We start from the raw sequence: 21,566 nt of genomic DNA on the forward strand, positions 1-21,566 counted from the left end.
CGCGAAGTCGCTCCGTCGCTGGTGGATGCCTGTTTGATGCGTGTTGATGCGTCTTGTCCGGCCCGCGCCGCCGCTGTCGCTGTCGCGCGGGCCGCCCCGTCGTGGTCCTGCACGGCCGGTATCCGGCCGGCCCGGCGCGTCAACTCGGCTGCGCCACGTAGCGCAGGTACGGCTTCAGCGTCCGGAAGCCTTCCGGATACTTCTGCTTCGCCGCATCGTCCGACACCGACGTCGGAATGATGACATCGTCGCCGGGCTTCCAGTTCACCGGCGTCGCCACCGTATGCTTCGCGTTGAGCTGCAGCGCGTCGAGCAGGCGCAGCACCTCGTCGAAATTGCGTCCCGCGCTCATCGGATAGACGAGCATCGCCTTGACCTTCTTGTCCGGCCCGATGATGAACACCGAGCGCACGGTCGCGTTGTCGACCGCCGTGCGCGGGCCGCCGCTCGCGTTCGGATGAATCATGTCGTACAGCTTCGCGACCTTCAGTTCGTCGTCGCCGATCAGCGGATAGTTGACCGCATGACCCTGCGTTTCAGCGATATCCGCGACCCACTTCTGGTGATCGCTGACCGGATCGATCGACAGCCCGATGATCTTCGTGTTGCGCTTGTCGAATTCCGGCTTGAGCCCGGCCATGTAGCCGAGTTCGGTCGTGCACACCGGCGTGAAATCCTTCGGGTGGGAAAACAGGATCGCCCAGTGGTCGCCGATCCATTCATGAAAGCGGATCGTTCCTTCGGTGGTCTCCGCGGCGAAATCGGGCGCGTCCTCGCCTAGTCGAATCGACATGTTCATCTCCATCAAGTGGGAATCGTCACGACGCCCGCGCCGCGGCTTGCGCGCGACGCGCGATCGTCCGCGCGCGAAGTGCCGGCATGGCACATGCCGGGTTCCGCGCGTTCATATAGCCTAGTTCAAAATGCGCGCGCCACCGGCATGCGGCGTGCGGCATACCGTCATGCCGTGGTCGATTCCGACGACGAATGCCGTGCCGCAGGGCGTTGCGCCACACCCGGCCGCTGGTACGCGCTGACTTACACTACCGGCTGTTCTCGTCTTACGTTCACAGGAATTCCACCGACATGTCGATGACGATCGATCCGAAGCAGGCCGCCGCGCTGCTGGCCGTCGCCGACACCGGCAGCTTCGAGCAGGCGGCCGTGCGCCTGCACGTGACCGCGTCCGCCGTCACGCAGCGGGTCCGCGCACTGGAGGCGAGCCTCGGCACGCCGCTCGTGTTGCGCACGCGGCCGTGCCGCCCGACGGTGGCCGGGCAACGCGTGCTGCAGCACCTGCGCCGCGTCGCACTGCTGCAGGCCGACCTGCAAAGCACGCTCGCGACCGAGCGCGAATCGCCGATCTCGGTCACGATCGCGCTCAATTCCGACAGCCTCGGTACGTGGTTTCTGCCGGCGCTGACGTCGGTGCTCGCGGGCGAGCGCATCCTGTTCGAGCTGATCGTCGAGGATCAGGACCATACGTTCGCGCTGCTCGAAAGCGGGATGGCGGTCGGCTGCGTGACGACCGAGCCGAAGCCGATGCGCGGCTGCCTCGCGACGCCGCTCGGCACGATGCGCTACCGGCTGCTCGCGGCCGCCGCGTTCGCGGTGCGCTGGTTTCCGCGCGGGCTGAACCGCACGAGCGCGCGCAAGGCGCCCGTCGTCGCGTATTCGCGGCGCGATACGCTGCAGTCGTCGTTCCTGAAGGAGAAGTTCGGGTTGCTCGAGGGCGCGTACCCGTGCCACTACGTGCCGGGTACCCATTCGCACTTCGCGGCGGTGCGGCACGGGCTCGGCTATGCGATGGTGCCGGAGCCGCTGATCGGCAGTGCGCCGCTCGACACACAGGGGCTCGTCGATCTCGCGCCCGCGCATCCGACCGACATCACGCTGTACTGGCACGCGTGGACCGTGCAGTCGCCGACGATGGCGTCACTGTCCGAGCGGGTGGTCGAAGCGGCACGCCGGCTGCTCGCGCCGCTGCCTTGACGCGCGTTTGAGCGGCACCGCCGCGGTGTGCGGTGTGCGGTGTGCGGTGTGCGGTGTGCGGTGTGCGGTGTGCGGTGTGCGGTGTGCGGTGTGCGGTGTGCGGCGCGACATCTGGCGACGAGAATCCCCGCCGCGCCGCCTATACTTTTTCCATCGGTCTCGCGAACGCGCCGCGCGGCCGATCACGCACATCCGGCCGTTCCCTTTTCCGCAAGGAGAACATCATGTCTCGCCGCTATATCGATTGCCGCGAGTTTCCCAGCGCGATGAATTGCTCGGTCGCGATTTCTGCCGACTCCGACAACGAACTGCTGGAGGCCGCCGTACAACATGCGGTCCTGGTGCACCAGCACACCGACAGCGCCGAACTGCGCACGCAGTTGCAGGCGCTGTTCCGCGACGGCACACCGCCCGCCAACGCACCCCGGCAAGCCTGATCCGCCGGCACGCCCGATATCGACAGACGGGTTGCCACGGCGCCCCCGTCGCCTCTCCGCCCCCTGCTTCGCGCCATATCGGGCCGGCGTCCCCGCCGGCCGGCGCATTCCCCCTACGCGCGGCGCTGCGCGAAATACGCACCGACCGCGTCGATAAACGTATCGATATCCGCGCGCGACACGTCGCAGTGCGTGACGAAGCGCGACGCGTACAGCATCTGCGTGAGGATCCCGCGTTCCTTGAGCCACGCCTCGAGCGGCGCGCAATCGGCTTCGGGGAATTGTGCGAACACCATGTTCGTCGCATGCGACAACACCTTCACGGTGTCGATGCGTGCGAGGCCTTCGGCAAGATGCACGGCATTCGCGTGATCGTCAGCGAGCCGCTCGACGTTGTGGTCGAGCGCATACAGGCAGGCTGCGGCGAGAATGCCCGACTGCCGCATCCCGCCGCCGAGCACCTTGCGCCAGCGCTGCGCGCGCTCGATCAGCGCCCGGTTGCCGACCAGCACCGAGCCGACCGGCGCGCCGAGCCCTTTCGAGAAGCAGATCGACACGCTGTCGAACGGCGCCGACAGCTCGGCGATCGAACGGCCCGACGCGACGGCCGCGTTGCACACGCGTGCGCCGTCGAGGTGCAGCGACAACCCGCGGCTGCGCGCGAACGTGGTGGCTTCCTGCACATAGCCTTCCGGCAAGACCTGGCCGCCGATCGTGTTTTCGAGCGCGAGCAGGCGTGTGCGGGCAAAGTGATTGTCGAGCGGCTTGATCGCCGCGGCGATCTTCGCGAGCGGCAGCGTGCCGTCCGGCGCGTTCTCGATCGGCTGCGGCTGGATGCTGCCCAGCACGGCCGCGCCGCCGCCTTCGTACTTGTAGGTGTGCGCGAGCTGGCCGACGATGTATTCGTCGCCGCGTTCGCAATGGGCCATCAGCGCGGCCAGGTTGCTCTGCGTGCCGCTCGGGAAGAACAGGCCGGCTTCCTTGCCGGCCCGCTCGGCCGTCACCGCCCGCAGGCGCAGGACGGTCGGGTCGTCACCCCATACGTCGTCGCCGGTTTCGGCGGCAGTCATCGCGGCCAGCATTGCCTGGCTCGGACGTGTCACGGTATCGCTGCGTAAATCGATCATCGCTGAGTCCTGGGTAAACGCGGACCGGATCCGATGCGCCCGGCCCTGCCGAAACGAGACTCAGAGTGTACGCAATTCACACAGCGTGTGTGTACCGACGGTCGATGCGCACACAGGGTGCGGCGCACTTGCACGTCACGCCGCACGGCGGCGACGAGGCGGCCGTCAGTAGCGCGGCGGCGGCGGCTGAACGCCCGCCGGCGGCATGGGTGGCGCCGCGCGCGGTGCGCCGCCATATCCGCCACCGCCATACCCACCTCCCCCGCCGCCGCTCATCCCGCCCGGTACCGGCACGCGGTTGCCGGTCGCATACATGCATTGCAGGTAGCCGTAGTCGTAGCGGCGCTGGATGTCGTAGGCCGAGCCTTGCGCCGCGCCGGCACCGACCACGCTGCCCGCGAGCAGCCCGGCGCCCGCGCCGACGGCCGCCCCCGTGCCGCCGTTGAACGCCGCGCCGGCCGCTGCACCCAGCGCGGTGCCGACGGCCGCGCTGCCGACCGCGCTCGCGGTCGACGCCTGACCCGCGCTCACGCCGCCCGATTGCTCGAACGCGTATTGACGGCAGTTCGCATCGTCGGTGCGGAACTGGTCGAACGACTTGCCGGTGCCGGGCAGCGCCATCACACTCGGCCCGGTCGGCATGTACGCGCACGCGCCGAGCAGGCCGGCCAGCGCCAGCGCGGCCGGCATGCGCAGAAGTCGAGATACGGATTTCATCGTCGCGCCTCCGTCACTGCGGCCGAGCCGGCACCGATCGCCAGCCCGACTTGCAGGTCTTCACATACGGGTAGTAGTGCTTCGACGCGTCGCAGTAGTACCAGAGGTTCGCGTCGCCTTCGTCCTGCGGCTGCCCCTTCTCGACGTACTGAGGCGGCGGCCCCGGATCGACGGGCACCGCGACGACGGGTGGCGGGTAGTAGTAAGGCGCGGGGACGACGGGGTAGTAATACGGGTAGCCGGGGCCGACATAGACCCCGACCCGGGCAGCATGCGCCACGCCGCCCGTGGCGATCGCCACGGCGGCCGCCGCGCCCAGCGCGAGCTTCAATCCATTCACGTCACGTTCTCCGGCTGGCGGTTCGTCGATGCGAACCCGACATACCGAACGCTACGCCGCGCGCGATCCGTCATCCATTACGGGCGCCCGCGCCAATGTTGCGCGACGTTACCCATGTGACAGACCCCATCCGCCGCGGCCCGCCGGCACGGCCGGACGCGTTACGCGATAACGCAACGCAACGGTTCGGCCGCACACGCGTGCCGCGCCGCGCGGTGTCACGCGGCGTTTGCGTTTGCGGGCGCGTCGAACCGTTCCAATGACGCGACGCGCCATATTGACGCACGTGCGTCAGACCGCCACGCCACGGCTGCACGCGCCGCAAGCAGCCTTCTTGATACGAATCAACGATTTACCCCGGAAATGCGCGCGACGGGCTGGACATCTGCGACGAGTTGGCACATTTCGCGGTGCAACATCGCGGCACATACTCCAGCCAACCCCGACGCCCGTCCGCCGGGGTCCGCCGGCACCCGCCGGCGGGTATCGTCAGCCTCGGTCAACTGGTATGGACACCGCTCTTTCGGCCCTCGATCTGGCCCGCCTGCAATTCGCGTTCACCGTCTCCTTTCACATCGTCTTCCCGGCGCTGAGCATCGGCCTCGCCAGCTTCATCGCCGTGCTCGAATATCGCTGGCTGAAAACCGGCAAGCAGTACTACAAAACCCTCTGTCTGTTCTGGTCGAAGATCTTCGCGGTCGCGTTCGGGATGGGCGTCGTCTCCGGCGTCGTGATGAGCTACCAGTTCGGCACGAACTGGTCGGGCTTCTCGAGCTTCGCCGGCGCCGTCACCGGGCCGCTGCTGATGTACGAGGTCATGACTGCGTTCTTCCTCGAGGCTGGCTTCCTCGGCATCATGCTGTTCGGCTGGAACCGCGTGAGCCCGCGCGCACACTTCGGCGCGACGCTGATGGTCGCGATCGGCACGCTGATCTCGACGTTCTGGATTCTCGCGTCGAACAGCTGGATGCAGACGCCGCAGGGCTTCGAGATCGTCGACGGCCGCGTCGTGCCGACCGACTGGTTCGCGATCATCTTCAACCCGTCGTTCCCGTACCGCCTGTTCCACATGGCGATCGCCGCGTTCATCGTCGCCGCGCTGGTGGTGGCCGCGACCGGCGCATGGCATCTGCTGAAGGGCCGCCGCGACAAGGGCGTGAAGAAGATGTTCTCGATGGCGCTGTGGCTGCTGCTCGTGCTCGCGCCACTGCAGGCCGTGATCGGCGACCAGCATGGCATCAACACGCTGAAGCACCAGCCGGCGAAGATCGCCGCGATCGAAGGGCTGTGGGAAACCGAGAAAGGCGGCACGCCGCTCAACCTGTTCGGCATCCCCGACATGAAGGCGGAAACGACCCGCTACGCGGTGAAGGTGCCGCACCTCGGCAGCCTGATCCTCACGCACAGCTGGGACGGCGAGATCCGCGGGCTGAAGGAGTTCCCGCCGGAAGACCGCCCGAACTCGACCATCGTGTTCTGGAGCTTCCGGATCATGGTCGGCCTTGGCTTCGCGATGATCGGCCTCGCCGCGCTCGCATGGCTCCTGCGCCGCCGCGGCCGTCTGTATGAATCGAAGTGGTTCCAGCGCTTCGCGCTCGTGATGGGCCCGACCGGCTTCGTGTCGCTGCTCGCGGGCTGGGTGACGACCGAAGCAGGCCGCCAGCCGTGGGTCGTATATGGCGTGATGCGCACCGCGAAGGCCGTGTCGCCGCTGTCGGTACAGCAGGTCAGCCTGTCGATGATGACGTTCGTGATCGTGTACTTCCTCGTGTTCGGCACCGGCGTGTACTACATGCTGAAGCTGATGAAGGCCGGCCCCGCGCTGCCCGACGTGAAGCACGACGACACCCCCGACACGCGCCCCGACCACACCGCGCGCCGCCCGATGTCGGCCGTCGACGAGCCGCTCGAGACCGTCTGAGCCCCACCCTTTCCGCATACGAGAAAACCTATGGACGTCACCGTAATCTGGGCCGCGATCATCGCATTGGGGCTCTTCATGTACGTCGTGCTCGACGGCTTCGACCTCGGCATCGGCATCGTCTTCCCGTTCTTCCCGGACGAGAAGGAACGCGACCTGATGATGAACACCGTCGCGCCCGTGTGGGACGGCAACGAGACGTGGCTCGTGCTCGGCGGCGCCGGGCTGTTCGCGGTGTTCCCGGTCGTCTATTCGACCGTGCTGTCGGCGCTGTACCTGCCGCTGATCTTCATGCTGGTGTGCCTGATCTTCCGCGGCGTGTCGTTCGAGATCCGCGCGAAGGCGCGGCGCACGAAGCAGCTGTGGGACCTCGCGTTCATCGGCGGCTCGGCCGGCGCGACGCTGTTCCAGGGGATTGCGCTCGGCGCGTTCCTGCAGGGCATCAACGTGAAGGACGGCGTGTTCGCGGGCGACGCGTTCGACTGGCTCACGCCGTTCAGCCTGCTGACGGGCCTCGGCCTGATCGTGACCTATGCGCTGCTCGGCTGCTGCTGGCTCGTCGCGAAGACGGAAGGCGACCTGCAGCGCCGCCTGCATCGCGTCGTGTGGCCGCTGACGGTCGTGCTGCTCGGCTTCATCGCGGTCGTCAGCCTGTGGACGCCGCTGCAGGATCCGGCCATCGCGCAGCGCTGGTTCGATTCGGGGCTGTTCTGGCGCCTGTTGCCGGTGCCGTTCCTGGTCGCCGGGTGCGCGGTGTGGATGCGCCGCGCAGTGCGCGGCCGGCATGACATGACCCCGTTCGTGCTCGCGCTGGCGCTCGTGCTGCTCGGCTACGTCGGCCTGCTCGTCACGCTGTTCCCGTATGCGATTCCTCAGACGATGACGATCTGGGAAGCTGCGGCGCCGCGTTCCAGCCAGACCTTCACGCTGGTCGGCGCAGCGGTTATCCTCCCGATCATCATCGCCTACACGACGATGGGTTACTGGGTATTCCGAGGCAAGGTGCGCCATGAAGACCAGCATTACTACCACCACTGATTCCGCCGAACGCCAGCCCGCTGCGCCGAAGCCGCGCATGCGCGGCTGGATGTGGTTCATCGTCCTGTGGGCGGGCGGCGTGATCGGCGCCGTCACGCTCGGCTACGCGTTCAAGATCTTCATGAACCTGACGCTGTTTGCGGTGAAGTAGGCGAAGCGGTCGCCCGGGTCGAACGACGGTCCGGGCGGCCGTTTTCTCGTTGACGGCTGCGGCTTCTGCCGCGCCGGATGCACCGGGCGCCGCGCCCGGCTGCCATGCCCCGACGGGCTGCAATGCGCCCTTCGCTCCCGCTTCTTCAAGTCTCCCGCATCGGCGCGTGCGCGCCGGTCACCGCTCGCACGACGTCGTGCACATCGCCTTGTCCATCGCGCTGAAGAAGGTCTGGTAGTAGTCAGGCTCGACGACAGTCTTCATGCGCGAGTCGCCATTGCTGTCCCACACCGTGCGGTCGAACCGCGCACGCACGATCGTGTCACGCGCCGCCGTTACGCGGACCGTGACGATGGCAGCCACGCGCTCGTGATCCGGTTTCGCGGGCAAGCCGCCGATCTTCGCCTTCAGCGCGCCGCGCAGCAGTTGCCGCCACTTCGGAATCAGCGTGTCGCTGCGACCGCCTTCGATCAGCCCCACGTCCCGGTCGACCGTCACCGGCGCATAGCCCTGCGTGCGCAGCACGGACGCGGCCGCGTCGAGTGCACGCGCCTGCGACGCGCCCGCGTAGCGGCGATCGGTCATCATGCGCAGCGTCTGCTGCTCGGTATCCGTCAGGTCGACTTCGGTCTGGCTCGAGCTGTAGCGCACCAGCGAGCCGCCGTCGCCTATCTGGCGTTCGTTTTGCGGCTTCGCCGCACACCCGGTCAGCACCGCCAGCAGCCCGGCACAAGCGAGCGCCACCGCACCGCGGCCGCGCACCGGCGGAACCGCTGCGACGCTGCGCATCGCGCGCCGCGCCGTTCGCCGGTCGCGAAGACGGCGGCGAATTCCGGTTGATCGGCTATCGGGGGGCGCTATGATCGTCATCGGGGCGTTTTCTCCTGTCGGCGCCATGATAGGGAGGCGCTCCGGCCGCCACAAACGACATTTTTTGACCCACTGTGTAGCTTTTCTTCGCGACCTCACGATGCGCCGATTGCCGCCCCTGAACGCGCTGCGCAGCTTCGAAGCTGCCGGCCGCCTGCAGAGCCTCACCCTCGCCGCCGACGAGCTGAACGTAACCCAGAGCGCAGTCGCGCAGCAGATCCGCGTGCTCGAATCGTTCTTCGGGCAGAAGCTGTTCGAGCGCGACGGGCGCTCGTTGCGGCTCACGCCGCGCGCGCGGCACTATCTCGTCGACGTCGCGAGCTGCCTCGGCCGGCTCGCGCAGGCGACGGGGCAAATGTTCGAACCCGGCAGCGGCCATCCGGTGCGGATCAACACGTCCGTATCGTTCGCGCACGGATGGTTGCTGACGCAACTGGCTGCGTTCCAGGCCGACCATCCGGACATCGACGTGCAACTCGTCACGACGCCCGACAACGAGCGCGACCAGTTCGACGAAACCTGCGACATCGTGGTCCGCCGCTATACGCCGGAGCTGCGCCGCAAGGGGTTCGTGTCGCGGCCGCTGCTCGCGACCGTCGCGGTGCCGGTGTGCGCGCCCGGCCACCCGGTGCTCGACCAGGCGCGTACGCCGGCCGACCTGCGCAACGCGCCGCTGCTGCATTACGCGGGTTTGCCGCAGGCGTGGCAATACTGGTTCCACCAGGCAGGCTCGGTCGTCACCGAGACGCTGCGCGGGCCGTTCTATCGCGAGTTCTTCCTGATGACCAAGGCCGCCGCGAGCGGGCTCGGCGTGTGCCTCGCGCCGCGCGCGGTCGTGCGCGACGATCTCGAGCAAGGGCGGCTCGTCGCGCTGTTTCCGGAAATCCACCTGGAAGCGCCGCCGTTTCATTGCCTGTATCGCGACGACGACGATCCGGCGCTGCGCACGTTCGTCGACTGGCTGTTCGCGCGGGCGGAGGCGCTGGAGGGGGCGCCGCCGGGATAGCCGGCGACGGGCAGGGAAGCAGAAACCGATGAAGCAGCCCAATGCAGCTGCGCTGACGACGACCGAACGAATGCGGCGTCACGTCCGGCTACGTGCTCTGTCGCACCACGCCGAGCTTCAATCCCAGCATGCCGAAGATGCGGTTCATCGTCTGCACCGTCCCGTCGCTGCGACCTTGTTCGATATCCTGAATCGTCTTCGTCGACACACCTGCGAGCTTGGCCATTTCCGCGCTCGTCAGTCGCATCGTCTTCTTCAGATGACGCACCGATTCGCGCAGCGACCATTCGGGATGCGCGAGCACGTCTTCGATCGCTTGCCGTCGGAGCGAAAGCTGCTCGGGGAGTGGCAGCGCGTTATAGCGTTTGTCCATCGTGTCCCCCTGCCTAGCGCAACGCATCCAGCTCGCGAGCCAGCCGCTCGAGCCCCGGCTTCAGAAAGGCATGGACATCGTGCTCCAGCCCGAGATCGACACCATGATCGGCGATCTCCCGCAAACCCGGCGACATCGCACTTAGCCGTGCCCGCAACGCATCGCGATCCAACGCGACATGCGCCTCCCCCGCTAGCGGCTCGCTGGTTCGAACGATGGTATCCAGTACCCGCGCCCAATCCGGCTGCCCGCCGTCATTGCCTTCCCAGCGGATGCGCCGCGCAATGCCATCGGGGTGCAGATACATCGGCGCGAAGTCGTAAAGCGGCGTAAGGGCGACGCGCCCATCAAAGTCACGTTGCAAGGCGGTGTTTCTCGCATGATTGTCCTTGTTGCCCAACGCGAGATTCGCGACATCGCGGCACAGGTATTCCGCCACCTCGACCTGCGCGTCCGTGCATTGACGCACGAGACGCCAGCACACCTCGTCGTGGCTCGGCGCGACACCAAAGCCGGCCTTGTCCGTCAACGACGCAATGCTTTCCTGGGCAAACCGGACTACACGACCGTCGACATGCGCTCGATCAAAACGCCGAATGAACAGCGAGCGTTCATGCAGCGCCAGTGGTGCATGAACACGCAAGCCGAGACGCTGCGCCAATGCCATGTAGGGCGCCTCGTGGCGCAGGATCTGTGCAAGGCGCGCGTTCGCGCCGCGCCCGAACTTGACGATGTAGTGCTCACGCGCACGCTCGTCTGGCAGCGTATGGTCCAGATAGAGCAAACCGTCGTCAGCACGGGTCAGCAGTAGCTTCGGCCACTCGCCCTGTACACCCGAGGAGCCCGCAACGAAGAAGCCATGTGTGGCGAGATATTCGCTGAACGCGTCGCCTCGCGCGACAACCTCCTCGTCGGTAAAGCCCTGCTGTGGCCCCTGACGTTCAGTCAACCAATGCACGGCCTCCTTGACTCGCAGATTTCCGATCGAATTTGCGGCCCCTGCTAGCAGCAATGGCCAGTCGGCGCGTTCCTCGGCGGTTTCCGGCAAATCGAGACGGCGCAGCAACTCCGCGCGGCCGAATCCTTGTGGCAACAGATCGATCAGAAAAACAGGCCAATGCGGCGTTTCCAGCGGCTCAAGACCCACCGGAAATCGGCAGGTCATGGCGTGGGCATCGCGGGCGAGCTGATGCCGAACGGCCCACTCGACGTCGTAACCCGTATAGGCACGCGCACGCCAGCCTTCGTCGGGCGTGCCGAACAAGGTGACAACACCGATGTCGTGCCAGGCACCGTCGGCGTGGAGTTGAATCGTACAGGAGTCGCTCATTTCAGCAGAAATCTACATAAATTATCCGGATCGTTGCAGATAAAGTATATATATTTCCGCCGAAATAAGAACTGTCGCCGTTGGGCTAACAAAGCTCAACGTGCGGGGAACCGCCCCTGGAGTTTACTTTTGCCCCCGCAGCGCCGCCTCGATCTTCCGATCGGTCTTGTACTGGCTCAGCGCATACACCGACCAGATCGCGGCCGGCAGCCAGCCGATGATCGTGATTTGCAGGATCAGGCAGATGATTCCGGCGATCGGGCGGCCGATCGTGAAGAACTGGAACCACGGCAGCAGCAGGGCAAGCAGAAGGCGCATGAACAAACCTCTCGGTGCGTCGTTGAACGGGTGATGCGTGGCGAATATGCCGGTGCATGCTCCGGAATTCAAGCCGTCCGCCGCGATGCGTGCCTGCTACACTCGCGCGTCTTCAAACGAAGCACGATCAGAACAACAACGGAGAGAGAGGGCAATGAACACCCCATCATCACACTGCGGCCGCAAGCGGCCCGCCATCGCGTACCCGAAGCAAACCTGGCGCCGCTGCGCGGCGATCACGCTCGCCGCCTTCACCGCCGTCGGCGTCGCGCACGCCGGGACGAAGCCGACAACGCGCCACGCAATCAACCTGACCCGCGACAGCGGCAGCGAAATCCCACTGAGCAATGAGCCCTACAGCTGGACCACGCACGACGGCAAGGTGCTGGCCGAGGGCGTGACCGACGACAAGGGACGTGCCGCCGTCGCACGGCAGGCAGGCGAGACGCACTATGTGCTGGAGACCGTCAACACCCGCTGGATCTATACCGTCGACAACGCTTGCTGGACGCACCGCGACGACGCCTTTGCCCGCTGCGCGAAGCTGACCGACGCCGTCAACCTGGTCGCACAGCGCATGGCCGATAACGCGCGCGACGAGCAGGCCGCCGCCGCCAAGCGCCGCGATGCCGCGCTCGCCCGTTACCGCGCGGCCGCGGCTGCCAATGACGACGAACTCGTGTGGCTGGGCCCGCTGCCGGCCGAATGGTCGAGGGACGACGTCCAGAAACGGCTCGACGACGTGTACGGCAAGATCAAGCATGAGCTCGACCATCTCGGCGATGCCGACATCGACGTGTCCCGCTTCGTGTGCCGGTCGCCCGACCAGATCGGCCCGGCACCGGACCAGCAGGCCGTGATCGACTACATGAGCAGCCTGCGCGAACCGGGTTCGACGACGCCCGCGCAGTGGACGGCGCTCGTCGAGGCCGCGCGCAAGGGCAACTGGCTCGCGCGGTTGCAGATCTTCGTCGCGCTCGGCTCGCGCCCGAAAGACGATCTCGTATCGGTCTACCGGCGTATCCAGCTGATGGCGTGGCTGCAGGCGAACCACGTCGGCGCGCTGTACACCTACTACCTAGGCGAACTCGCCGCAACCGGCTATTTCGAAGGGCCCAGCCCCGATGCCACGTCGCCGATTCCGTTGTATGCGGCGATGCGCGGCAGCTACGCGGCGATGAAGCGCGCGGGCGATTCGCTCATGGCTCAGGACGAACCGGAAGCGCAGGCGATCGGCAAGCGCATGCACGATTGCGCGGTGCAAATGATGCCGGTGCTGTTCGCGAAGTAGGCGCGCACAGCCCCTCACGCAGCGCGCAACCGGCCCGCCGCACGGCCGGCGGCGGGCAGTCCTGCGGCGTCGCGTCGCTCAGCGACCGATCCCGAGCCCCGGCAGCACGCCGGTATTCTCGGCCACCACCGCATGCAGCAGGCGCGGGTTCGCGCCGAGCAGCCCGAGGATCGTCGGCGCGACCTGCTTCGTGCCGACCGTGTCGGTCACCGTGCGTGCGCGATGCAGGCCCGGATACGACACGAGCAGGCCGAGGTGGCTGTCGTCCGGCGCGTTGCCGCCGTGCTCCTCGTCCTTCTTCGTGCTCGACGTGTAGATCACGCCCGGATTCGGCTGGACGATGATGTCCGGCGTGCGGCCGTTGGCCGGATCGCCGAAGCGGTCGGCGAGCGCCGCGCCGTACAGGATGTAGGCCTGCGAGCCATCCGCGCAGATCCCCGGCGCGTTGCAGCTCAGGTTCGCCTTCAGCGTCTGCACCACGGCCGTGCGCTGGTTGCGGTCGCGCAGCCAGATCAGGCCGACGTCGTCGGTCTGCACGAAGCCCGTGTCGACCAGGCCCGAACCGTCGTTCAGGTTGCCCGTCGTCGTGTTGTTCTGGCCGAAGTTGCCGTTCGGGTCGATGTAGTTGTTCGTTTCGAGCAGCTTCGTCAGCGTGTCGCCGTTCTTCACGAGCTTCGTGCGGTCGGTCGGCGACTGGCCATGCTTCGACGTGACGATCACGGCCGTCGACGAATACAGGTTCGCCTGTTTCAGCGCCGCGACGATATGGCCGATCGAGTTGTCGACATACGTGATCGCGTTCGCGACCTGCCCGTTCGGCGTGAAGTTGGCATCCATGTAGCCGCCGCCCTTCGTCACCACCGCCTTCTGCGCGACGCTCAGCGTCTGGAAGTCGGCGCCGAACAGCGTCGGCACCGGCGCGCTCTTCGTGCCCGTCGAGTCGCGGCCGTTGATCTGGTTGATCAGCGCCTGCACGTGCAGGTTGTCGAATTGCGCGGTGTGCGAATAGACGTCCGTGTAGTCCGTCTTCGTCGTCGGGTCGATCGAGTTGATCTCGGTGCGCATCAGATCGTCGACGCCGGTGCCCGACGGCCCGTTCAGCCAGTCGTAGCCCCATGCGTGCTTGTCGGCCCACGCGGTGTAGGCGTTCGGGATGCCGGCCTTCACGGCCTCGAACACCGTATTGGTCTTCACGTAGTTGTGCGGATAGACCGGAACGCACTTGCCGTTGACCTTCGCGTTCGGGATCGCCTGCGGGTTGAACGCGCCGCCGCCGTTCAGGTGGACGAGCGCGCCGCCGTTCTGGGCATCGATGCCGGTCGTCTCGTCGAACACGACGTTCCAGCCCTGCTTGCCCGAGCAGCTCGTGTCGCCCGGCGCGTACAGGTTGCGGTCGTACGACACGTCGTAGAACAGGCCGGCCGTCTTCGGCGAGCCGCCCGTCACGAGCGCGGCGAGGCCCGGGAACGAATCCGACAGGCCCGGCGTATAGGCATTCGTGTACGTCACGCCGTGCTGCGCGAGCACCGCGATGTTCGGGCACGTGTTCGCGCCGATGCAGCGCGCGAGATCCTGCTCGTGCAGGCCGTCGACGCTGATCAGCAGCACGTGCTTCACGACGCGGCTCGCGTGGCCGCGGTCCTCGCCCTGACTATCGCCGTCCTGCTGCGCCGCGTGCGCACCCGCGCCTGCGAGCGCCAGCGCGCCCGCCACCATCGCCACCAACTTCCGCTGCTTACCAAGGAAAGACATGATCACCCCACCTCATCGATTGACGTTGAACTGCGTGACTTGCCAACAAGCGCGCAAAATATCGCCGCGTCGTGGGTCGCTCGCATGAAGCAAGGCTTTCTGTTTTCTATCAAACGTAACCAATCGCAAGTGACACGAAGCGGTCGCAAAGGAAGGTGACCTAGCGCACATTGCGACGCGCGCTTTCACCCGCCGGCACCGCGCCGGTGCATCGGTCAAACCGCCCGCGGCGTTACGCGCCGCGCGATTTTTTTCCGGCTTGGCGCATGACTATTGGCGTGTGATAAAGGGTTTTCCCTGACCCGGAGCACGAGTATGTCGACCCTGGAAGCTCTCCGGTTCGTGCTGGACGATGCACGCACCCCCGAAATCATTCGCCACCACGTCGTCGACGCGTTGCAGTACGCGTTGCGCAACTACGGACAGGTGTTCACCGCGAAAGAGGTCGAATGGCTGGCGCAGTGGGACGATGCGCGTCTGCCGCTGGCCGCGAAGAAGGAATTGGGCAAGCGCGAAGAACCGGCGATCGCCGCGCGCTGAAGGAAGCACGCCGCCGCGCCCGAACGGATGAACGGACGCAGCGGCGGCGGATGGCCTGCTTACTGCAGGCCGAAGTCGACGCGGGTCGTCGCGCCCTTGTCCTCGATGCCCTTCGCGTCGAGCTTCGGCGCGACGACGAACACGCGGCTCGAATCGATCTTGCCGTCGAGGTACTGGCGCACGGCCTGCGCGCGCTGCTGCGCGAGCGCACGCAGCGCGTTGTCGTCGGCCGGCGCGTGCTCGGCGAGCGCCTTCTTCATGTCGGCGTCGGGTAGCGTCTTCTGCAGGCCGATCAGGTTGCGCGGCTTCTTGAAGTCGGCGGCCTTGTACGCGCGCGTCAGGTACTTGCTGTACTCGGCCGGCTCGACCTTCACCGACATCGGGTCGATGCTCTCGCCCTGCCCGACCACGTCCTTCAGCTTCTGCTGGCGCACCAGCCGGTCGACGTACGCATCGCCGAGCCCCGACGTGTCCTTCGCCGGATCGACGCGGCCGATCAGGTCGAGGCGGATCGACGGCTTCTCGGTCAGCATCTTCACGACGGTGTCGAGCTTCTTCTGCTGCGCATCGTCGAGCTGGTACGAGCCCGGCGCGAATTCGACATAGCCGAGATCCTCGCCGCCGCTGCCGAACGCATGCGCGAGCAGCGAGAACGGCGACGTGACGGCCTTCGCGATCAGGTTCAGCACCGCGCGCCAGATCAGCCCGCCGACGCTGAACTCCGGATTCGACAGCGAACCGGACACCGGCAGGTTCACGTCGATCTGGCCGCGCGTGTTCTTCAGCAGCGAAATCGCGAGCTTCACCGGCAGCTTCGTCGCCGTGTCGTTCTCCACATGGTCGCCGAACGTGAGCTGGTCGATGAAGATGTGGTTGTTCGCCTTCAACTGGTCGTTCTCGAGCGCGTAATGCAGGTCGACGTTGAGCTTGCCCTTCGTGATCGGGTAGCCGGCGTACTTCGCCGAGTACGGCGTCAGGTTGGTCAGCTCGATGTCGTGCGCGGTCGCGGTGAGGTCGAGCGCCGGCTTCTCGATCAGCGGGTTCACCGAACCCTTGATCGAGATCGGCCCGTTGCCCGCGAGGTTCGCGGCCACGTCGACCGGCGCGGACGTCGTCGAATCCGTGCCGAACGCGCCGACCGTGCCCTTGATCGCGACGAGGTTCGCCGTGTAGTTCGGCTTGATGAAGTTGTCGGTGTACGTGACACGGCCGTTCTGCAGCAGCAACTCGCCGAAATGCATCCGCACCGGGCTCTGCGGCGGCGTCGCCGCCTTCACGACCACCGTCGCGGATGCGGCGGCCGGCGCCGACGCCTGCTGCGCGACCGCAGCCGATGCAGCCTGGGTGGCGGCCGGCGGCGTCATGCCCGGCGACAGCGGCACCGGTTCGCTCTTGCTCGCATCGCGCGTGAGCGACTGCGCGGGGCCCGACTCCTTCGCGACGACGTCCTTCAGGTTCAGCCGCCCCTGCGCATCGAGCAGCACGCGGCCGTAGAAGTTCGAGAACGTCACGCGCGACGCATCGACGTCGGTGCCCTTCTCGTCGTAGTTCGCCTTCAGGTTCGTCAGCGCGAGGGAGCGCCAGCCCGCGAACGGATCGGAGGTCGCCTTGTCGAGCATCCGCACGTCGACCAGCGCGACGTCGCCGCGGTAGGTCGCGCGCGGCGTGTCCTTCACCTGCGCGAACGTCAGGTTGCCCTGCGCGTTGAGCAGCGCGCTGGCGATCGTCGCGTTCAGCGCACTGCCGAAGTACGGCTCGAACGCGGCTGCGTCGAGGCGGTTGCCGTTGATCTTCAAGCCGAGTTTCAGCGGCTGCGCGGTCACGTCGCCCGTCATGTTCAGCGAGCCCTTGCGGTTCAGCGTCGCCTTCAACTGCACGGGCAGCGGCTTGGTCATGTCGTCGCTGATCTTCTGCACCGACAGGTCCAGCGGCTTGATCGCGAGCTTTACCGGGCGCGGCGTCGACAAGTCGGTGAAGTTCGCGGACGAATCCTTCACGTTCAGCGCGTCGATCCGGTAATGCCACGACGGCGCGGCGGCCTCGGCCTTGCGCGCGACCGTGCGCTTCGGCACCGACGCCTGCGCGGGTTCGGCCAGCGCCGCGAGGTCGATCTTGCCGTCCTTCAGGCGCTGCACGTCGAGCGCGAGCCCGCTGGCGTCGACGCTCGCGATCTCCGCGGTGCGCGCGGCCACGTCGACCTTCGCGATCTTCGCGCTCGCGTCGGGCAGCACGATCGCCGGTGCCTTCGCGTCGGGCGTCGCGATCTTCAGCGACTTCAGGCTGATCGTGCTGTCGGCGACCTGTGCGGCGAGCGGCGTCTTGCCCCAGTCGGCCTTCGCGTTGACGGTCGCGCCGAGCGTGCCGTCGAGCACGCGCGCTCGCGTCGCTTCGCCCAGGTACGGCTGCAATGCCGGCAGCGCGAGCGCGGCGACCGTCAGCTTGCTCTCGGCCTGCTTCTCCGCGAGATTGAAGGTGCCTTCGGCCGTCACGTCGCCGCCGCGCGACAGCGACGTCGACAGCGTGTATTTCGCGGGCGTCTTGCCCTGCATCGAGAAGCCGTCGAGCGTCGCGGCGAGCTTCGTGAGCGACAGCGCGGTCGCCGTCGCCGGCACGCGGTCGTCGACGTTGACCGTGCCACCGTCGATCGCGAAGTGACGGATCGTCAGGTCGAGCGGCGGCGCCTCCTTCGCGCCGGCTTCGGCCTTCACGCCGCTGGCGGCGGCAACGGCCGCGTCGGAAGCGGCCGTGGCGCCCGACGCCGCCGGCTTCTCGGCGGCCTTCGATGCGGCGGCCGGCTGTGCGGCGAGCTTCTCGACGTTCAATACGCCCTGCTTGTCGCGCGACAGGTCGACCACCGGCTGGTCGATCCGGATCTCGTCGAAGTGCATCGCGTTGCGCAGCGGCTCGAGGCTGGCCGCCGCGACGTGCACGCTACGCGCGGCGAACAGCGGCGCGGATGCGTGATCGGTCACCTTCGCGTCGTTCAGGTCGACGGTGCCCAATACGCGCAGCGCGGGCGTCTCGCCGCTCATCACGAAATTGACCTTGAGGTCGCTGCTCAGCAGGCCGCTCGTCACGGCCACCGGCAGCTTCGCCGGCACGTACGAGATCAGCTTCGGCACGTCGAGGCCGTCGAATTTCAGCGCGATCTCCGATTCGCGCGACTGCGCGAACGGCTTGGTCTTGCCGTCGATCGCGATCGGGCTGCCGTCGAAGCGTGCGCGCAGCTTCGGTTCGACGAAGATGTCGGTCTTCGATGCCAGCGTCGCGATATACGGAATGCCGAGCGTCCAGTTGTCGACGACGTGCTTTTCGTTCAGCAGGCGGTCGTCGAAATCGATCCGGCCGTTGTTGACCTGGATGTTCGACACCGAGAACTGCGTCGGCTTGCTTTCGGGTTTCGGCGACGGCGTCGAGAACTTCTCGATCAGGTCGGTGAAGTTGAAGCGCTGCGCGTCATAGCGGACGATATGGAAGCGCGGCGAATCGAGACGGACTTCATTGACGATCGGCGCGCCGCGGAACAGCGACGACCACGACGGCCGCACGACGAGCTTCGCGATGTCGATGAAGTCGCCCTGCCCGCCTTTGTCGCCGAGATGGACGCCGTCGGCTTCGAGGTTCAGCGTGTACGGGTTCAGCGCGATGCGCTGGATCGTGGCGGGCCGGTCGAGCTGCTTGCTCAACTGCTGTTCGGCGATATGGCGGATCAGCGGCGGCGCCGCGAAGAACCCGAGCAGTCCGAATAAAACGATGAAGATCAGCAGGCCGATGCCGATGCGCCGGGTCCGGCGCGAGCGTGCAACGCCACCGAGGGCATGGAGGGTCGAGGATACGGTTTCTTTGTCTGCGCTTGCCATGCTTGAATGCCTCGGGATGGAATGCCGGGCCGCACCGGACAACCGGGCGGCCGCGCACGCTATCCCGAAAGTATAGGCTCAGGAGGTGACGGTACGGGGTTCGGGCGCCGCTGCGCCCGCCGGTCGGACAACGCCGCCGGTCATCCGTTCATTTCCGGACGATGGCGGGCGGCATCCACGACCCGTCGCTCGCCTGCGGCTTCGGTGCGTACAGGCGCAATGCGAGTGCGAAATCGGCGCGCGGCGCCGGCAGCCAGTTGGCCGCGTGCGTGCCGCCCGGCGACGCCGACACGACGATGTCGATCGAGCCGTCGTGGTTGCGGCGCAGCCGGTCGCGATCGCCGAGCGAGCGGCGCGCCGATCCGACGTCGGGCAGCGCGCCGTTCGTCGAATAGGGCGTGAGCGTCCAGAACGCGCGCACCGGCGGCAGCGCGCCCGGCGCGAAATGCAGCATGTAGCGGTTCGCACCGTTCAGCGGATGGCCATCGCTGTCGACACGGACGACCGCGAGCGTTTCGTCGTCGCGCGTCGCGGTGCCGAATTGCGTGTAGGCCGCGTATGCGCGCAGCGTGTAATCCTGGCCGTACTTGCCGGCCGTATCGCCAATCCAGCTCCAGCCGTTCGCGTTCAGCAGGTTCGACGGCGGCGTCGCCAGCCGCGCGCGCGCCTCGGCCACACCGGCCGTCGCGGCCGCAAGGCGATCGCCCGTCCACAGTACCGGGTAGCCGGCCAACACGCCGATGTCGCCGAGCGACGCCTGCGCGTGCGCGTCGTCAGCCGGTGCCGGGTTGTCCTGAAGCGCCTGCGCGAAGCGCGTGAAGAACGCCTTCGGGTCGAGCGCGGCCACCTGCTCGGCCGGCGTGCCGCCGCCCACCGCTTCGGACGGCGCGCTGCCCGCATGGACCGCGACCGACGCGCCGCGCGCCGCGCCCGTGTAGACCGACAGCGGCACCACGCGGATCGCGCGCTGCAGTTTCTTCACGTTCGTCAGGTCGCGCCCGCCGCTCGTCTGCAGCCGGACTTCGAGCCACGCGTTGGCCGACGGGACGTCGATCCGGATCGCGCCCTTCGGCAGCGTGCCCTGCCAGTCCTTTGCGGCAAAGGCAATCGTTTGCGATCGCGCGCCGCCGCGGGCACCGCGTGCCGCCACGCTCGACCCCGACCACAGCACGTTCGTCCACATGTCGAGCGCGCGCGCGTCCCAGTAGCGGCCGCGCGTGTCGGGCAACGTGACGATCACGGGTTCGGCGGCGACGTCGAGCCAGCCGGTCGAGTCGAGCGTGTCGACGCCCGGCAGCGGCGGATTGACCGCGCCGACGGGCGGCAGCGCCTGCGCGTGGCGCAGCGTGTTGAGGGGCGCCTGCCCCGGTTGCGCGCCGTCGCCGCCCGTCGCCGCTTCCTTCGCGACGTCCATCAGCACGAGCGGATACGCATAAACATAGGAGTCGGCGACTTCCGCGCGCATCCAGCCGGTTTTCCGCTGGATCGCATCCGGTTGCGACGCGCACCCCGCCAGCAGCGCCGCCATGGCCAGCGGCGCGCACGCGCGCCGCAGGGCAACGGATTCTCGTAGGTTTTCAATCATCGATTCTGGCCGAATATTCTTTCTTTTCAGTCAACGCCCGGTTCGGCTCGAAAACGGCGAACCCGGGCACCTCAGCTCGCCCGGATGGCCGTTTCGTCACGTTTCGCTACGGTGGGCGCTGATGTCAGCGCCGGTATCATAGCGCCTAAGGGCATCCCCCAATATGCCGAATAACAGGCGGGGCCTAGCTGCGGCATGGGGACGCCGCCGATATGTCGTCCGAGCCGCTCAATAAATCGGGGCGAGATCGCATCGGTTTCGGCCTGTGCGGGACCGATCCGAACGCGAATCGAACCGCCGCCCGGACTGACAGATGGTGTCACTATTGACACCATTCGGTATGGCACACGAATGGAAGATCCCTCGAGCAAATGAGATGCGAGCCCGCGAATGTGCGTTTCAGCGATCTATTCAAGGTCTGCAAGGCGCACTTCGGACCGGCCCGCCAATCCGGTTCAAGCCATGCCATTTTCAAGACACCGTGGCAAGGCAACCCCCGAGTGAATATCCAGAACGATCAAGGGAAAGCAAAGGCTGATCAGGTGCGGCAGGTTCTCGACGCGATCGACTGAAGGAACAGAAATCATGAACCAAGACCACTTTACGTACCGCGTGACGTGGTCCCCGGAGGACGGGGAGCACGTCGGCCTGTGCGCGGAGTTCCCATCTCTTTCGTGGCTCGACGGAACACCGGAAGGCGCGCTGGCCGGCATTCGCCGGCTCGTCGCCGAGGTCGTGCGCGACCTGACCGCGAACGGAGAGAAAGTGCCCGAGCCGATCGCCGACCGAACCTACAGCGGCGAATTCAAGGTTCGCATCCCGCCGCAGGCGCACCGCGCGCTGGTGATCCAGGCCGCCGAACAAGGCGTCAGCCTGAATCGTCTCGCGAGCGCCAAGCTTTGCGCCTGACCGCGCCAT

At 66.9% G+C, this 21,566-nt stretch carries 21 protein-coding genes; 10 read left to right on the forward strand and 11 right to left on the reverse strand.

The annotated features are described in order from the left end of the window. Positions 1-139 precede the first annotated feature (139 nt). Positions 140-793, reverse strand: coding sequence for a peroxiredoxin (locus BDO18943_RS29295; RefSeq protein WP_175025016.1), 654 nt, complete (start codon positions 791-793; stop codon positions 140-142). Between the two features lie 293 nt (positions 794-1,086). Here BDO18943_RS29295 and BDO18943_RS29300 point away from each other — a divergent pair, with 293 nt between their 5' ends. Together BDO18943_RS29300 and BDO18943_RS29305 are read left to right on the forward strand one after the other, a co-directional pair. Further along, positions 1,087-1,992, forward strand: coding sequence for an HTH-type transcriptional regulator ArgP (locus BDO18943_RS29300; protein ID WP_043181098.1), 906 nt, complete (start codon positions 1,087-1,089; stop codon positions 1,990-1,992). Positions 1,993-2,216: 224 nt separating this feature from the next. Next, complete coding sequence (locus BDO18943_RS29305; RefSeq protein ID WP_175025017.1) at positions 2,217-2,429, forward strand: DUF1059 domain-containing protein; 213 nt, start codon at positions 2,217-2,219, stop codon at positions 2,427-2,429. Between the two features lie 113 nt (positions 2,430-2,542). On the opposite strand, the gene ltaE is transcribed toward BDO18943_RS29305, so the two are convergent. The 3 genes from ltaE to BDO18943_RS29320 form a co-directional block, all read right to left on the reverse strand. Next, entirely contained in the window at positions 2,543-3,556 is a 1,014-nt protein-coding gene (ltaE, locus tag BDO18943_RS29310; protein WP_175025018.1) for a low-specificity L-threonine aldolase, read from the reverse strand. 165 nt (positions 3,557-3,721) lie between these two features. Further along, positions 3,722-4,273 carry a YMGG-like glycine zipper-containing protein gene (locus BDO18943_RS29315; protein WP_175025019.1) on the reverse strand — a complete coding sequence of 184 codons (552 nt, stop codon included), beginning with the start codon at positions 4,271-4,273 and terminating at the stop codon, positions 3,722-3,724. A gap of 13 nt (positions 4,274-4,286) precedes the next feature. Next, positions 4,287-4,613: a hypothetical protein gene (locus BDO18943_RS29320; protein WP_175025020.1), complete on the reverse strand. Its 327-nt coding sequence runs from the start codon at positions 4,611-4,613 to the stop codon at positions 4,287-4,289. A gap of 508 nt (positions 4,614-5,121) precedes the next feature. On the opposite strand from BDO18943_RS29320, the gene BDO18943_RS29325 reads away from it, so the two are divergent. The 3 genes from BDO18943_RS29325 to BDO18943_RS29335 are packed head-to-tail and all read left to right on the forward strand — an operon-like array spanning position 5,122 to position 7,723. Beyond that, positions 5,122-6,534, forward strand: coding sequence for a cytochrome ubiquinol oxidase subunit I (locus BDO18943_RS29325; protein ID WP_043181105.1), 1,413 nt, complete (start codon positions 5,122-5,124; stop codon positions 6,532-6,534). 30 nt (positions 6,535-6,564) lie between these two features. Next, positions 6,565-7,572 (forward strand): cytochrome d ubiquinol oxidase subunit II, encoded by a 1,008-nt coding sequence (gene cydB / locus BDO18943_RS29330; protein WP_175025021.1) that lies wholly within the window; start codon positions 6,565-6,567, stop codon positions 7,570-7,572. Then, positions 7,544-7,723 (forward strand): hypothetical protein, encoded by a 180-nt coding sequence (locus BDO18943_RS29335; protein ID WP_043181109.1) that lies wholly within the window; start codon positions 7,544-7,546, stop codon positions 7,721-7,723. The genes cydB and BDO18943_RS29335 overlap by 29 nt, the downstream gene beginning before the upstream one ends. Positions 7,724-7,900: 177 nt before the next feature. Here the strand turns inward: BDO18943_RS29335 and BDO18943_RS29340 are convergent, their stop codons facing one another. Then, positions 7,901-8,512 (reverse strand): hypothetical protein, encoded by a 612-nt coding sequence (locus BDO18943_RS29340; RefSeq protein WP_235996218.1) that lies wholly within the window; start codon positions 8,510-8,512, stop codon positions 7,901-7,903. A 181-nt stretch (positions 8,513-8,693) separates the two neighbouring features. On the opposite strand from BDO18943_RS29340, the gene BDO18943_RS29345 reads away from it, so the two are divergent. Continuing rightward, positions 8,694-9,599 carry a LysR substrate-binding domain-containing protein gene (locus BDO18943_RS29345; protein WP_235996219.1) on the forward strand — a complete coding sequence of 302 codons (906 nt, stop codon included), beginning with the start codon at positions 8,694-8,696 and terminating at the stop codon, positions 9,597-9,599. Between the two features lie 88 nt (positions 9,600-9,687). Here BDO18943_RS29345 and BDO18943_RS29350 read toward each other — a convergent pair whose 3' ends face one another. The 3 genes from BDO18943_RS29350 to BDO18943_RS29360 all read right to left on the reverse strand — a co-directional run bounded on the left by BDO18943_RS29350 (position 9,688) and on the right by BDO18943_RS29360 (position 11,620). Then, positions 9,688-9,972 (reverse strand): helix-turn-helix domain-containing protein, encoded by a 285-nt coding sequence (locus BDO18943_RS29350; RefSeq protein ID WP_175025024.1) that lies wholly within the window; start codon positions 9,970-9,972, stop codon positions 9,688-9,690. Positions 9,973-9,985: 13 nt separating this feature from the next. Beyond that, positions 9,986-11,302 (reverse strand): type II toxin-antitoxin system HipA family toxin, encoded by a 1,317-nt coding sequence (locus BDO18943_RS29355; RefSeq protein WP_175025025.1) that lies wholly within the window; start codon positions 11,300-11,302, stop codon positions 9,986-9,988. Between the two features lie 123 nt (positions 11,303-11,425). Further along, positions 11,426-11,620, reverse strand: coding sequence for a YqaE/Pmp3 family membrane protein (locus tag BDO18943_RS29360; RefSeq protein WP_059684201.1), 195 nt, complete (start codon positions 11,618-11,620; stop codon positions 11,426-11,428). 154 nt (positions 11,621-11,774) lie between these two features. Between BDO18943_RS29360 and BDO18943_RS29365 the strand changes: the two genes are divergently transcribed. Further along, positions 11,775-12,911 carry a hypothetical protein gene (locus tag BDO18943_RS29365; RefSeq protein ID WP_175025026.1) on the forward strand — a complete coding sequence of 379 codons (1,137 nt, stop codon included), beginning with the start codon at positions 11,775-11,777 and terminating at the stop codon, positions 12,909-12,911. A 78-nt stretch (positions 12,912-12,989) separates the two neighbouring features. Here BDO18943_RS29365 and BDO18943_RS29370 read toward each other — a convergent pair whose 3' ends face one another. After that, positions 12,990-14,663 (reverse strand): alkaline phosphatase family protein, encoded by a 1,674-nt coding sequence (locus BDO18943_RS29370; RefSeq protein ID WP_374101860.1) that lies wholly within the window; start codon positions 14,661-14,663, stop codon positions 12,990-12,992. Between the two features lie 315 nt (positions 14,664-14,978). Between BDO18943_RS29370 and BDO18943_RS29375 the strand changes: the two genes are divergently transcribed. Then, positions 14,979-15,203 (forward strand): hypothetical protein, encoded by a 225-nt coding sequence (locus BDO18943_RS29375; protein WP_027790361.1) that lies wholly within the window; start codon positions 14,979-14,981, stop codon positions 15,201-15,203. A 59-nt stretch (positions 15,204-15,262) separates the two neighbouring features. Here the strand turns inward: BDO18943_RS29375 and BDO18943_RS29380 are convergent, their stop codons facing one another. Further along, positions 15,263-19,063 (reverse strand): DUF748 domain-containing protein, encoded by a 3,801-nt coding sequence (locus tag BDO18943_RS29380; RefSeq protein WP_175025028.1) that lies wholly within the window; start codon positions 19,061-19,063, stop codon positions 15,263-15,265. 148 nt (positions 19,064-19,211) lie between these two features. Next, a complete protein-coding gene (locus tag BDO18943_RS29385) occupies positions 19,212-20,648 on the reverse strand; it encodes a DUF1254 domain-containing protein (RefSeq protein ID WP_175025029.1) in 1,437 nt (478 codons plus the stop codon). Between the two features lie 392 nt (positions 20,649-21,040). On the opposite strand from BDO18943_RS29385, the gene BDO18943_RS29390 reads away from it, so the two are divergent. Together BDO18943_RS29390 and BDO18943_RS29395 are read left to right on the forward strand one after the other, a co-directional pair. Continuing rightward, positions 21,041-21,220 (forward strand): toxin HicA, encoded by a 180-nt coding sequence (locus BDO18943_RS29390; protein WP_235996220.1) that lies wholly within the window; start codon positions 21,041-21,043, stop codon positions 21,218-21,220. A gap of 13 nt (positions 21,221-21,233) precedes the next feature. Next, positions 21,234-21,557, forward strand: coding sequence for a type II toxin-antitoxin system HicB family antitoxin (locus BDO18943_RS29395; RefSeq protein ID WP_175025031.1), 324 nt, complete (start codon positions 21,234-21,236; stop codon positions 21,555-21,557). Positions 21,558-21,566: the final 9 nt, after the last annotated feature.

This window comes from Burkholderia aenigmatica (genome assembly GCF_902499175.1).
Taxonomy (GTDB): domain Bacteria; phylum Pseudomonadota; class Gammaproteobacteria; order Burkholderiales; family Burkholderiaceae; genus Burkholderia; species Burkholderia aenigmatica.